This is a genomic window from Vibrio sp. S234-5 (assembly GCF_000960595.1).
Taxonomy (GTDB): Bacteria; Pseudomonadota; Gammaproteobacteria; order Enterobacterales; family Vibrionaceae; genus Vibrio.
This window is the reverse complement of sequence record NZ_JZAM01000275.1, coordinates 156,326-169,597: the sequence shown is the minus strand read 5'-3', so window position 1 is coordinate 169,597 and position 13,272 is coordinate 156,326. Positions and strand designations below refer to the sequence as shown.

The 13,272-nt window shown below is 51.6% G+C and carries 12 protein-coding genes and 1 pseudogene; 3 read left to right on the top strand and 10 right to left on the bottom strand.

The genetic code is table 11. The annotated features are described in order from the left end of the window. Nucleotides 1–4: 4 nt before the first annotated feature. From UF06_RS17470 to UF06_RS17445, 6 genes and pseudogenes are all read right to left on the bottom strand, one after another. Nucleotides 5–973 carry an ABC transporter permease gene (locus tag UF06_RS17470; protein WP_045571579.1) on the bottom strand — a complete coding sequence of 323 codons (969 nt, stop codon included), beginning with the start codon at nt 971–973 and terminating at the stop codon, nt 5–7. A 26-nt stretch (nt 974–999) separates the two neighbouring features. Continuing rightward, on the bottom strand, nt 1,000–2,367 hold the full coding sequence (locus UF06_RS17465) for a CmpA/NrtA family ABC transporter substrate-binding protein (RefSeq protein WP_045571578.1): 1,368 nt from the start codon (nt 2,365–2,367) through the stop codon (nt 1,000–1,002). A gap of 258 nt (nt 2,368–2,625) precedes the next feature. Further along, on the bottom strand, nt 2,626–3,216 hold the full coding sequence (locus UF06_RS17460; protein ID WP_045571577.1) for an ANTAR domain-containing protein: 591 nt from the start codon (nt 3,214–3,216) through the stop codon (nt 2,626–2,628). 126 nt (nt 3,217–3,342) lie between these two features. Further along, nucleotides 3,343–4,311: pseudogene (locus UF06_RS17455) on the bottom strand (glycosyl transferase family protein); the annotation flags it as partial. Nucleotides 4,312–4,339: 28 nt separating this feature from the next. Further along, nucleotides 4,340–5,179: a uroporphyrinogen-III C-methyltransferase gene (gene cobA, locus UF06_RS17450; protein ID WP_226972711.1), complete on the bottom strand. Its 840-nt coding sequence runs from the start codon at nt 5,177–5,179 to the stop codon at nt 4,340–4,342. An 83-nt stretch (nt 5,180–5,262) separates the two neighbouring features. Then, nucleotides 5,263–7,863 carry a nitrate reductase gene (locus tag UF06_RS17445; RefSeq protein ID WP_045571574.1) on the bottom strand — a complete coding sequence of 867 codons (2,601 nt, stop codon included), beginning with the start codon at nt 7,861–7,863 and terminating at the stop codon, nt 5,263–5,265. 348 nt (nt 7,864–8,211) lie between these two features. On the opposite strand from UF06_RS17445, the gene metA reads away from it, so the two are divergent. Further along, nucleotides 8,212–9,153: a homoserine O-succinyltransferase gene (gene metA, locus UF06_RS17440; RefSeq protein WP_045571573.1), complete on the top strand. Its 942-nt coding sequence runs from the start codon at nt 8,212–8,214 to the stop codon at nt 9,151–9,153. 154 nt (nt 9,154–9,307) lie between these two features. Further along, a complete protein-coding gene (gene pilW / locus UF06_RS17435) occupies nt 9,308–10,051 on the top strand; it encodes a type IV pilus biogenesis/stability protein PilW (protein WP_045571572.1) in 744 nt (247 codons plus the stop codon). 36 nt (nt 10,052–10,087) lie between these two features. Here the strand turns inward: pilW and UF06_RS17430 are convergent, their stop codons facing one another. The 3 genes from UF06_RS17430 to UF06_RS17420 form a co-directional block, all read right to left on the bottom strand. Further along, complete coding sequence (locus tag UF06_RS17430) at nt 10,088–10,303, bottom strand: hypothetical protein (RefSeq protein ID WP_045571571.1); 216 nt, start codon at nt 10,301–10,303, stop codon at nt 10,088–10,090. Nucleotides 10,304–10,370: 67 nt separating this feature from the next. Then, nucleotides 10,371–11,435, bottom strand: coding sequence for a 23S rRNA (adenine(1618)-N(6))-methyltransferase RlmF (gene rlmF / locus UF06_RS17425; RefSeq protein WP_045571570.1), 1,065 nt, complete (start codon nt 11,433–11,435; stop codon nt 10,371–10,373). Then, nucleotides 11,432–11,947, bottom strand: a complete 516-nt coding sequence (locus UF06_RS17420) for a M48 family metallopeptidase (RefSeq protein WP_045571617.1) — start codon at nt 11,945–11,947, stop codon at nt 11,432–11,434. The genes rlmF and UF06_RS17420 overlap by 4 nt, the downstream gene beginning before the upstream one ends. A gap of 167 nt (nt 11,948–12,114) precedes the next feature. On the opposite strand from UF06_RS17420, the gene UF06_RS17415 reads away from it, so the two are divergent. Continuing rightward, nucleotides 12,115–12,342, top strand: coding sequence for a glutaredoxin family protein (locus tag UF06_RS17415; RefSeq protein WP_045571569.1), 228 nt, complete (start codon nt 12,115–12,117; stop codon nt 12,340–12,342). On the opposite strand, the gene UF06_RS17410 is transcribed toward UF06_RS17415, so the two are convergent. Next, nucleotides 12,339–13,208, bottom strand: a complete 870-nt coding sequence (locus UF06_RS17410) for a LysR substrate-binding domain-containing protein (RefSeq protein ID WP_045571568.1) — start codon at nt 13,206–13,208, stop codon at nt 12,339–12,341. The genes UF06_RS17415 and UF06_RS17410 overlap by 4 nt on opposite strands. Nucleotides 13,209–13,272: the final 64 nt, after the last annotated feature.

The following is a 13,272-nucleotide window of genomic DNA, read 5'->3' as shown; positions in this document are numbered from 1 at the left end:
ACTCCTAGCGTAAAGCGGTTTGTTTGTTCCACGACAGCCAACGCTGACACTGCAGCATGCCGCGATCCAATAAAAGGCCAATCAAGCCGATCACGATAACCGCCACCATGATGCGGCCCAGTGAATCGGAACTGCCGTTTTGAAATTCATCCCAGACGAATTTCCCCAGCCCCGGGTTTTGCGCCAACATTTCAGCGGCGATCAGCACCATCCAGGCGATCCCCAGTGACAGACGCAAACCGGTAAACATCATTGGCATCGCCGATGGCAAAACGATGGTGCGAATGTGTCGCCACCAAGAAAGCTGCAACACTTTGCTGACGTTGAGCAGATCTTTATCCACGCAGGTGACACCAACTGCGGTATTGATGAGCGTTGGCCACACACTGCACAGCGCCACAGTCAACAGCGAGTTGACAAACGATTTGGCCAAGAGCGGATCGTCGCTGACGTAAGTGGCGCTCACCACCATAGTGACGATCGGCAGCCAAGCTAATGGGGAAACGGGTTTAAGCAGTTGAATAATAGGGTTAAATGCTAAGTAAAGACCTTGATTTAACCCGAGCAAAATGCCAAGTGGTATGGCGATAACACTCGCCAGTAGGAAGCCGCACGCCACCGTCACCAAGCTGGTGGCGATTTGGTCAAAAAACGTCGGCCTGCCGGTATAAGGACGAATCTTCACTTCTGCGCTTGGATCTAAAGCGAGCTTTTGCGCGTTTCTCTTCTCTTGACGCTCAAGAAAGCGCTGCGCCTTATCACGCTCGTGTTGATGCTCATCCAGCAGATTGACAAACTGCTGATAGGTCTGTGCTGGCCCCGGCAAAGTGCCGAGCGAGGTCTCGACTTGCCGCGCGCTCAAGTGCCACGCCAGCAAAAACAGCAGAATGCCAATCAGCGGCAGCAGCAACAGACGGCTGTGATTGACCACGGCCTGTGGGCTGGGAATCAATGAAATGACGTTTCCAGACATAACTTCTCCTTGTTAAACCTTACGCGCTACAGCTTGTCCGACCCTTTCAGCCCTATCGCAAACTGCTTGAGGTACTGATTGGGCTGTGTGCCGTCGTAAACTAAGTGGTCGATAAAGTGGGTTTGTGCCGGGCGAAAACCCGTTTCATGGGCAAAATCGGGAAAATCTTCGGCACTGAGTCGCCCTTCTTCGATCAACGCTTGCGCCGCCTGCTGATAGATCTCTGGGCGATAGACTTGTTTAGCGATATCCACATACCAAGCGTCCGGCTTTTCGCTCTCGATTTGCCCCCAGCGGCGCATTTGTGTCAGAGTCCAAATCGCATCGCTGTAGTAGGGATAGGTCGCGTTGTGGCGAAAGAAAACGTTGAAATCCGGCACATCGCGTTTGTCACCGCGCTCATATTCAAAAGTGCCTGTCATTGAGTTGGCGATCACCTCCGCATCGGCGCCGACATATTCGCTGCGCGCGAGCAACTTGACCGCTTCAGCGCGGTGTTGGTTGTGATTGTCATCCAGCCAGTGGGCAGCGCGGATCAGCGCTTTCACTACGCGAATGTGGGTGTTGGGGTACTTCTGCGCCCAGGTTTCTGCCACACCAAACACCTTCTCTGGATTGTTGCGCCAAATCTCGTAATCGGTCACTACAGGCACGCCAATGCCCTTGAACACCGCTTGTTGATTCCATGGTTCGCCCACGCAATAACCTTTGATAGTGCCGGCTTCCATTGTCGCGGGCATTTGCGGCGGCGGTGTAACGCTGAGTAAAACGTCCGCATTGATTTGCCCGCTGTTATCTCCTTTGTGCGGCGCATAAAACCCGGGATGAATCCCACCAGCGGCCAGCCAATAGCGCAGCTCGTAGTTGTGGGTGGAAACGGGGAAAACCATCCCCATGTTGAAGGTTTTGCCTTGGTCGCGATAACTCGCCACCACAGGTTTCAGTGCATCGGCTTTGATTGGATGCTGCGGCTTGCCTTCGCTGTCTTTCGCAAGGTTGGGTTTCATCTGCTGCCAGACGTCATTGGAAACCGTGATCGCATTACCGTTGAGATCCATACTGAACGCGGTGATAACTTTTGCCTGAGTGCCAATGCCGATGGTTGCCCCCAAAGGCTGTCCTGCCAGCATATGCGCACCATCCAATTCACCGTCTATCACCCGATCAAGCAGCACTTTCCAGTTGGCTTGCGCCTCTAACGTCACATACAGCCCTTCATCTTCAAAAAAGCCCTTTTCATAAGCAATCGCCAGCGGCGCCATGTCGGTCAACTTAATAAAGCCAAATTTGAGCTCTTCCTTTTCCGCGGCGCCTATTTTTGCCAAAACCTGCGGGGTCAAAGTCAGCAGTACGCTGGTTAAAGCCAAAGCCCTAAGCTTGTCTCTCTTTCTCATCGATTTTCTCCAAAAAAAAAACGCTACGACTCCGAAGAGCCGTAGCGCCGTTGCTGTCCCTGCAATTACCGCCGTTGATAATTGAGATAAGCCATTCAACAATATACCCACATAAGGTAATTCAATTGTCGTGCCAACTAATTAAAAAATAAAAACAACAAGTTAGATGCATTTCTTTGCTTAAAGTTGTTTTGTCTGCTTTGATTTAGTGCACCTCGCACCAATTGCTCGCTTTTGCTCTAACCCCAAAGTAGTAGTTCACATTTCCAGCGCCGTGAGCGTGGCAATCAAATTTTTCGCTACTTGGGCCATCGGTTGGCTAGTTTGCATCGCAGAGCGACGTATCGCTTGGTAAGCGGTGTTTTCATCCACCTGCTGGCATTTCATCAGTAATCCTTTGGCTTTCTCGACCAATTTTCGCTCTTCAATTTTGTCGGCGAGCTGAGTGAGTTTGTGCTCGGTTTCAAGATGGCTCTCGCGCCTTGCTGCTGCATACGCCAGCCACGGCGACAAGGCAGAAACACCTTGCAGCGGCAGAAAAACACAATCATGACAAGAGGATAACTGACTGATTTGATGGGGTAAAACCTGATGAAACAGCACCAGAAGTGGCAGTTGCAAACGTCGGCAGTATTCGATAATCAAGCGAACTTCAGCGCAAGGTGCAGACCACGCCACCACCACAGCGACCTGGCTTTCGCGCTCAATCATGCTTTCCAATTGAGCCAACTGACAGCCGATCACTAGGTCGTACTCCTTGGCCAAACAGTCACTGATTTGCGCCTGTTTCGCGGGGGTATCACAACAAACGATGATGGTTTTTGGCAGCATTTTTTTCGGCATAGACATTCCTTGTCGTCATCTTTATCTATAAGTGACATAACAAGGAATGTGCCAACGCGTGTTATGAGGGCAAGCGCTTCCCCCAAATGGTGCGCGCAATGGGCAAGCGACAAACCGCGAGATGAAGAAAGGTTAGGCGTTTACCTCAGCGGCGCAGTATTCACGCCACATGCGATGCGCATTTTCCAGCGCGGCTTCGCGATCATTAAGCTCGGTAAACAGCAACGCGGCCAAGGTCGCGACCACGGTATTCGCCATGAGATTTTTCTCCTCTGGCGGGGTATCGAATGGACACTGTGTCACAGTAGGAATGTCAGAGAGCATCTGCTCAGTCCAATAGTGCGAACTCACGCCCTCGGGTGAGCTCAACCACACGGTTTGACTGACTTTGGGGTTGAACTCCGATTCGCCCGATTGGCCTTTAAATGAGATCACACCATGCGAGGTTTGACCAATTTCCTGTTCCACTTCCGCGTGTAACTGCTGAAACCCCGGGTGAAAACTACCACGCAGCCCCACTGTCGCGCCGCCGGGGTTGAGCGCCCGCACCACGGTGTTGATCGGTGATCTAAGACCATAACGGCTTTTCCAACCAATCATCTTCTCGGCGATGGGCGCAAAGTCTTTCAGCGCTAAATAGGCAATGCCTTGCGTCTCCAGCAAACTTTTCGCCTGTTCGGGCGATGCGGCTTGAGCAATATTGAGCGATGGCAGATAGTGCTCGGCATGCTCACGTTCGGCAGGTTTGTCGTTGTAACCGTGCAGGAGCACTTTATAGCCTTGCTCGGCTAAAATCTTGGCCGCCAGCAGATGCCAAGGCTTGCCCGCTGAGGGCCTTTTGCCCGCATAACAAGGCCAATCCACATCGGCACCGAGATTGGGAACACGGCTCTGAAACGCTTTGACAAACCCAGCGATTTCCTGACGCGTCTCATTTTGTACGCGGATCAGCATCAGCAGCATCGCCATCTGATCGTCTTCTATTTGTCCGTCAAGATACTCATCCATCACTTGGTAGGCCTGAGCAAACGTCAGTGGTTTACGTCCACGCTCGCCTCGCCCGACGGTGCGGATACACTCTAAAATGATGCTCATACTTCCTCGATATGTGTTCGCGTTAACTTATGCGCTAAACGCCCAGCGTCAAAGGCTGGGATGTCTGCCAAGCAACCGCTTCTAAAGTGGTGATCAGTTTATCTCGCAGTGTGATGACTTCGCCGATAATGATCAATGCCGGGCTGATACCTTTGAGCTGGAGCGCTGTTTTTTCCAGCGCAGCCAGCTGTGTCACGTGCGTTTGCTGCAAAGGGGTACTGCCTTGGGTGACAATCGCCACGGGAAAATCGGCCGCAACGCCATGCGAGAGCAAGCCTTGTTCAATCGCTTTGGCCGACTCAAGACCCATGTAGAACACCAGTGTTTGCCCCGTAGCAATAATCGCTGACCACGCCGGAAGCTGCCCGGTCACGACCGTTCCTGTTACCAGCGTGACACTTCTCGCCATTTCACGATGGGTAAGAGGAATCGCGCAACTGGCGGCGCAGCCAATCGCGGCAGTAATGCCCGGCACCACGGTATAGGGAATGTGATGCTCCGCCAGCGACAGGGCCTCTTCACCACCACGACCAAAAATAAACGGATCACCGCCTTTTAAACGCACAATCTGCCGCCCTTGCTTGGCAAATTGCAGCAAAATTTGATTGATCTCCGCTTGCTTCAAACTTGGCTCGCCGCAGCGTTTGCCCACGTAGATTTTCTCGGCCGAAGCCGGGATCAAATCGAGTATCTCCTGACTGACCAAACGATCGTAGACCACCATATCGCAGCGCTGTAGCGCCTTCAGCGCTTTCACCGTCAGCAAGTCCGGATCGCCCGGCCCCGCGCCAACCAAAGAGACAAAGCCTCGTTGATTTGGCGACCCGCTTAACCCCGCGTGCTCAGCCTGAAAGCGTTCGGCATCCAAAAACATGTGCTTGCTGTAGCTGCCCTCTAAAGAGTGGCGGGTTGTTTTGCTTTCCATACGATTTCTCCTTTTCGCTCACTTAACCATGTTCAGCCAAAAAACTGTTTGAGCTGCGGCACGCAAGAGCCGCAGTTGGTGCCGCATTTAAGCTGACTTTGCAGTTGAACGAGATTGCTCACGCCCTGTTTGGCGATCGCCTGTTCTATTTGCACATCGGTTACTCGCAAGCAGCTGCACACCAGTTGACTTACCCGAGTCGCGAAGGCGGCTTGCATCAGCGCTTGCCATTGCACTGGCTGACCAATGAGTGCACTGAGGGCGTGATAGTCGGCGTTAAGCGGAGTGGGTGAGCTGAGCAAAATCGACTCGACTTTTTCCTCAGTCAGCCCGGTGGATGAGCTTTCTGCGGCGATCTCGAGCCCAATCCAGCCCTGAGAGAATTGCCAAGTCACATACTTACTGTTTGAACGGCTCAATACTTCCAGAGAGATTGGCTCTTCACTGGCAAAACGCCAGATGCCAACCTTGTCTTGATGTTGATAGGCCCGGTACGCGCTTGTTTCCGGAGGGGGATTTTTACCGATATAGAGGCCAAAAGTGGCGATATTGGCTTTGCTTGCACGTACCAAGGATGATTTGAAGGCGGGTTGGCCCGAAATAGGGTCAACCTTGGCAGAAACAGCCGCGTTAACTTGGCTGCCGCCTGCATAGACGCCTGCCCAATGCATCGACATAAAGAGCTGGCCCAGCGAGAGCGATTCATCCACTGCAACTTTGGCAAGGAGTGCGTGATCGCGCTCTGCGTGGCGCAGCGAGAGAAACTCACCATTGGTCACCTCTAAACGTTGCGCCGACAGCGCATTGAGATAAACCGTCGGCTCCACTTCACTGCCCGCCAGTTTTTCGATGTGCCCGGTGCGGGTCATGGTATGCCATTGATCTCGTTGACGACCGGTATTTAGCCACCAGAGTCCAGCTTGGTTTTCAGCGTTTGTGCCCGTAGCACCTGGCTCAACAGCGATAAATCTCGCTTTACCATCCGGGTAAGAAAACTGCTTGTTGCGATAAGGCGACTCACCGCCCCACTGCGTCGGAGCCCAGTTTTGGTAGCCCTCAGCGCTCATCGTTTGGTACGCGGACAAGTCGAACTTGAGAGGTGAATCGCGGTTGATGCCACTAAGCGCGGCAAACTCGCGGAAAATCGCCGCTTCAGAGTCAAAGGCAAAACCATCTTTGGCCCCGAGTTTAGCGCACAGAAGTGAGCCCACGTCACACACCGCCTGCCAGTCTGCTTTCGCCTCGCCTGGGGGCGAGAGAAAACGGCGCTGGCGGGACAGTCTCCGCTCCGAGTTGGTCACCATGCCTTGCTTTTCCCCCCAGCCTGCTGCGGGCAATAGCAAGTCGGCATACTGCGCCACGTCAGAATCAGCAGTGATGTCGGAGACAATCACGCACGGACAGGCAGATAAAGCCTCTCGCACCGCTTGATTATCCGGCATCGAGACCACCGGATTGGTGGCGATGATCCACAGCACCTTAATTTCACCGCGCGCCAGCGCATCAAACAGTTCAACCGCTTTCAATCCCGGCTTTTCCGCAATGCGTGGAGATTGCCAAAATTGCTGCACCGCGCGAATCGAACTCGGATCGAAGCCGCGATGCACCGCCAGTTGATTGGCCAATCCGCCCACTTCTCTGCCGCCCATCGCATTAGGCTGGCCGGTCAACGAAAATGGCCCAGCGCCACGCTCGCCGATTTGTCCGGTGGCTAAATGTGCATTGATGATCGCGTTACCTTTATCCACGCCATTTTGAGCTTGATTCACCCCTTGGCAAAACAGCGTCATGCTGGCTTGACTGGTGACAAACCAGCGATAAAAAGTGCTCAAAGCTTCAATACTTAAACCGCAGCGACTCGCCACTGCGGGCAGTTGATACTTCTCTTGCATCACCACTTCGAGCAAGGCCTCAAACCCCTGCGTATGCGCCTCAATAAAGGTGTCATCTAACTTTTGCTGGTCAATCGCATAGCGCAACAAACCGTTAAACAGCGCCACATCACTGTCATTGGCAATCGCCAAGTGCAGGTCCGCCTGCTCGGCGGTCACCGTTTTGCGCGGGTCAATCACCACCAATTTCACGTTTGGCTTGCGCTCTCGAATTTGCTGAATGCGCCGAAACAGCACCGGATGTGTCCAGGCGGTATTGGCGCCGCAAATGACGATCAGCTCTGCATGTTCGAGGTCGTTGTAACTGACTGGCACCACATCTTCACCAAAAGCACGTACATGAGCCGCGACCGCTGAGGACATGCAGAGGCGCGAGTTGGTATCGATATTAGCGCTGCCGACATAACCCTTCATCAGCTTGTTGGCGACATAGTAGTCTTCGGTGAGCAGTTGCCCAGAAACATACATCGCCACGGAATCCGCGCCATGCTGCTGCATCGCTTGGAAAAACTGCGCTGCGATCCACTCGCTGGCGTGTGGCCAACTGACTTGTTGACCTGAGAGTTTCGGATAGAGCAAACGCGTGGGCATGCGCAAGCTCTCCGCTAACGCTGCGCCCTTGACGCACAGGGCGCCCTGATTGGCCGGGTGGGTGGCATCCCCAACCATCTCTTGTTGCTTAACTTCGACACCACAACCCACCCCACAATAGGGGCATGTTGTCTGGGTACATCCTTGCATAATCCGCTCCTTTAGCCATAAAAAAAGCCTCTCCCGCTAACGGAAGAGGCTTCATTGCCTTAATTTGCACCATAAACGCAGCAAGAATGGTGCGTTTGATGGCTTTTTTAAGCTCTAAGCAAACCAGAAAGCAAATCAGATGCCAAAGTTCGAGATCTATTTATTTCAATGGGTTAGCTTGTTTCTCTGGCTATTCGGCACTTTCAAATGCACCAGATTGGAGCAAACCCTTGCGCAGTGCGTGTACAACAAAACGCACTTCGCCGATTTTCCTTGTCGACATCACAAAAAAAATAAGATAGGTTTAGATGTATAGACGTCCAAAACCATGAGCTTAGGGAGAAAGCTGTGCCTATTCGTATTCCAGATCAATTACCCGCCGCCGATGTATTGCGAAATGAAAATATCTTCGTGATGAGTGAAACGCGCGCGGCCAGTCAGGAAATTCGTCCTCTGCGTGTGTTGATCCTCAATTTGATGCCGAAAAAAATTGAGACCGAAACGCAGTTCCTTCGCCTGCTGTCTAACAGCCCGTTGCAAGTGAATGTTGAACTGCTGCGCATTGATGACCGCCCGAGTAAAAATACCCCAACGGAGCATTTGGATAATTTCTATCGTCAGTTTGAAATGGTTAAAAACCGTAACTTCGACGGCCTGATCATTACTGGCGCGCCGCTCGGCCTGGTGCAATTTGAGGATGTGATCTACTGGGAACATCTACAAACCATCATGGAGTGGGCAAAATCTCATGTCACTTCCACTTTGTATGTGTGTTGGGCGGCCCAAGCGGGCCTCAAGCTACTCTATGACCTGCCGAAACGCACCCGTAAAGAGAAACTTTCGGGCGTGTATCAACACAAAATTCATCATCCTTACCATGCGATTTTGCGAGGTTTCGATGATACCTTTTTAGCGCCGCATTCACGCTACGCCGATTTCTCGCCCGAGTATCTAGCCGAGCACACCAATCTCGACATTCTCGCTACCTCAGACACGGCTGGCGTCTATCTGGCCAGCACCAAAGATAAGCGTAATGTGTTTGTTACCGGTCATCCAGAATATGACCTGCACACTTTGCACAATGAGTATGTGCGCGATCTCGGTGAAGGGCTGGAGCCGGCGATTCCGGTCAACTACTACCCGAATGACAATCCGGATAATGCGCCGATCGCCAGTTGGCGCAGCCACGGTCATTTACTCTTTTCTAACTGGCTCAACTACTGCGTTTACCAGCAAACCCCATTCGATTTGGACCATTTCAGTGAAGACGCCTTCACCAAAGACGAATAGCCGAAGCTTCAGCTTCTCTCTTCTCAGGCCGCCGCAAGGTGGCCTTTTTGCCGAATATGCAAAGTGACTCGCATCTTATTCGCAGCTTGATAGGCATGGCGACCAGAGGAATTATCATCGTGGTAAATTTTGCATCGCACGAAGAAAATTCAAGATGAATCAGACGTTTCGCTTCATTCCACTGCTGAGTTTTGCCCTACTGACGGGTTGCATCACCATCACCGAAGGGCAAGTCGCCAACAATGCCGACCCGATTGATATGGCCGAATCGCGCATTGCTTTGGGGCTTGGCTATCTCGACAATGGCGCGATGGTCAAAGCCTACGACAACTTACAACAGGCGCTAAACCACGCACCAGATTACTACCGCGCTCAGCTTTCCATGGCGCACTATTACGAGCTGGTTGGCGAAAATGGCAAAGCGCAAGATCTCTATCGAAAAGCGACTCGCCAGTATCCCAAAAACGGCAATGTGCTCAACAACTACGGCACTTTTTTATGCAAACAGGGGGACTACGCACAAGCAGACAAACTGTTCAACCAAGCGATTGCCCAGCCTTACTATTATTTGATCCCGGCCAGTTATGAAAACGCGGCATTTTGCGCCTTAAAAGCAGGCTTTAAAGCCAAAGCACAAACCTATTTCACCCGAGCGATTGATTACGATCCGCACCGCCCCAAATCCATCCTCAACCTCGCTAAGTTGGAAATCGACGCAGGCAACTACACGCAAGCTCGCCTGCGTTTGATGCGTTTTCATCAAAGCTACGGCTTACAATCGCCCTCACTGCAACTGCTGATCGAGCTGGAACAAAAAGCGGATAACCAAGCGTTGGTGAAAAAATATCAGCAGGAGTTAGAAAAGTTGACGGCCAAACAAAGCCTAAGCGCCATTTAGTACAAAACTGCCTGAGATTCACTCAGGCGGTTTAGGCTAACGTCTTGATGTGGAATTGCGGATTTTATACCTGTCTTTGCGGTGCGTATCGCGCAGTTTTCTCACCTGACTTTTGCGCTTTATGGTGCGGTATTCACGATAGATAATTCGAATAAACGCCACCAATCCAACCAAAAGCAGGACAGTAAAAACGCTCAGGAAGCTTTCACACAGCCAATCTGGCTGACAGGGTAGATAAATTTCAAAATCCATCGCATGCCCTCCTGTTACGCAACCTATTCGTTTTCGCTGGTCAATGACGCAAAGCCAAACACTGACGTCACTTCAACTTAACCCACTCTCCTCGTTCTTGCCGATCCATATACGACCAAGCGACAAAACGACTGATTTTTTGTCCTTGGCTCATCTCGACGACACGAATACTGCGTACACCTAATTTTTCCAACTGTTTACGTAAAGGTCTCACATTGTCATTTTTTGAGACTAGCGTACTAAACCACAATACTTGGCTGGCAAATCCTTGGCTTTCATTGGCCATGCGGCGTAAAAAGGAGGATTCTCCACCATCGCACCACAATTCAGAATTTTGACCTCCGAAGTTAAGTATAGGGTTGTTTTGCGACAATTTTTGTGAGCCCGCTTTTGCCTTGACACCTTTTTTCAATCGGTTAGCTGAGAGGTTGTTCAGTTTGCGCTGTGAACCCATTGCCGCCTCTTGCGCCGAAGCGTGAAACGGTGGATTGCAGGTGGTGACATCGTAACGCTCACCCGGCGCAATCACGCCGCGAAAGATGGATTGCGGATTGTCTTGCTGTTTAACAATGAATTGGCTAGTCAGCATCGGATTGGATTTGGCAATCAGCTGTGCCGACTGCACGGATTTCGGATCAATGTCGCTGCCCGTGTAGTGCCAACCATACTCGTGAATGCCAATGATCGGATAGATGGCGTTCGCACCGACACCGATATCCAGCGCGTTGACTTTGCCATGCGGGTAATCACCAGTCCCATTTTCATTTTCTAGCAGTTCAGCCAAACGGTGGATGTAGTCGGCACGTCCGGGGATGGGCGGGCACAAGTAACCCGGCGGAATATCCCAGTGCTGGATCTGGTAATAGGCGCACAGTAGCGCTTTATTGAGCATTTTCACCGCGCTGGCATCGGCAAAGTTGATGCTCTGCTCCCCTTTGGGATTGTGCAGCACAAAAGGAGCCAACGCAGGTAAGGCGGCGGTCAACGTGTTGAAATCGTATCGCCCGCGATGTTGGTTGCGCTGATGTAATCCTGCACGACTGATTTTGGCAAAATCGACACTGGCCGACGAGGGTATCTGCTTCTCTGCGGGCTTGCTCTGAGCTCGAACTGTTTGGCGCTTGTTGGTCATGACTGTTTTATTTCCTGAGCTTTGAGATCGAGATAAATCATAAAGAGACGAGCATCGAGCTCCAGTTGATGATAGTCCGGTTCCATGTGGCAACAGAGCGAGTAGAACGCCTTATCGTGTTCTTTTTCTTTGATGTGAGCCAACTCATGCACCACCAGCATACGCAGTAACGGCTCGGGCGCGTCTTTAAAAACACTGGCAATGCGGATCTCATTTTTCGACTTTAGCTTGCCGCCGTGGTTACGCGAAATCACACTGTGTAGCCCGAGCGCATTGTTGATCAGATGGATCTTAGCGTCGTAAACCACCTTGCTGATCGGTCCGGTTTTCTTCATAAACTGGTTTTTTATCGCCATCGCGTAATCAAACAGCGCTTTTTCACTGCGAATATCGTGGCGCGTTGGGTAACGCTGATCAAACCAGCCAATTAAGCGGCCCGTGTCGATAAGTTTGCTCACTGGTTCAACAATGTAGGCAGGATATCCCTGAATATAACGAAGTGACGGATGCAAGATTGCTCTACCCTTGGTTTCTCGTGCCACTGAAACGTAGCGCCAAACAAAGCGCGCTAGTTTACCCGACTCGACGCCTTGATTCATCGCATTTCTCGTTGGCTCTTTTCCCGTCGCGATTAATTGGCTACACTTGCGCCCCTTTTTCCTTGCATCGGTAGCAAAACATGAAACGAGTTGTCCTCTACATCAAAGACAAATGCCCTCACTGTAAAGACGCACAGCGCTATCTCGATAGTAAAGGCATTCAGTACCGTTTGTGTAATGCCAAAATGCAGCGCGGCAGAAAAGAGCTCGACGCGATTGGTGCGCGCTCGGTTCCGGTGCTGAAAATCGGTGATAGTCTGATGATTGGCTGGAACCCAAGCAACTTTGAGCGTATGTATAAAAGCTAAACGTACTGCTTGATAAACTCGATAAAAGTGCGATCCGCCACCGACAAATAGCCGCCGCGACGCCAAGCGAGCGCCAAGTTGAGCGTCACAGGTGGATCAAACGGCACCCCTTTGATGCCACTTTCGTGTTCAGTAACCAGTTGCAGCAGCGCCGTGATGGCAAACTCCCGTTTGACGATTTTTAAGATCAGCGGCAGCAAGTTGGTTTCAAACGAATACTGCATTTCAATCCCATGCTGGGCGCTGAAATGGTCGAGGAAATCTCGATGGAAATAGCCCGACTTAAACATCACCAACTCGTGGCGGAAAAACTCCGCAAAGCTTAACGAGGTGCGCTCCGCTAGCGGATGCTCGCTGCCAACCACCGCCATCATTTGGCTAGAAAAAAGATGGTCGGTTTCCAAATCCTCCGGCAGATCGTTTTCGGTGATCACGCCAATATCGAGTTCACCTTCAAGCAGCATACGCCGGATCGACTGCGTGCCCGCTTCTATCAAGGTCAGTTTGAGATTGGGATAGTGGCTTTTGAAAGCCATCAAGATCTCCGGAAAAAAATAGCTGCCCATCATGCTGGGCGCGCCAAGACGCACTTCCCCTTTTTCCAATCCCTTCAGCTCGTTGATGGCGAGTTCGGCGTCGTGCAACTGCTGTACAACCCGTTTGGCGTGCTGGTAGAGCGTCTCCCCTTCTGTGGTCAGCGCGATCTGTTTGTCCTCTCGCTTAAACAGCGTCACGCCTAAACTTTGCTCTAAGCGTTTAATGGATACACTTAGCGCTGGCTGGGCGATGTGCAGCGCTTCGGCGGCCCGGGTGAAATTGCGATGCTCTGCCACCGCGACGAATTGTTTGAGTTGTTTCGATTCCATGAAGATCAAAAATATATCGTTATCATATTTTTAATATATTTTGTTTATCATGAGACGACTGATA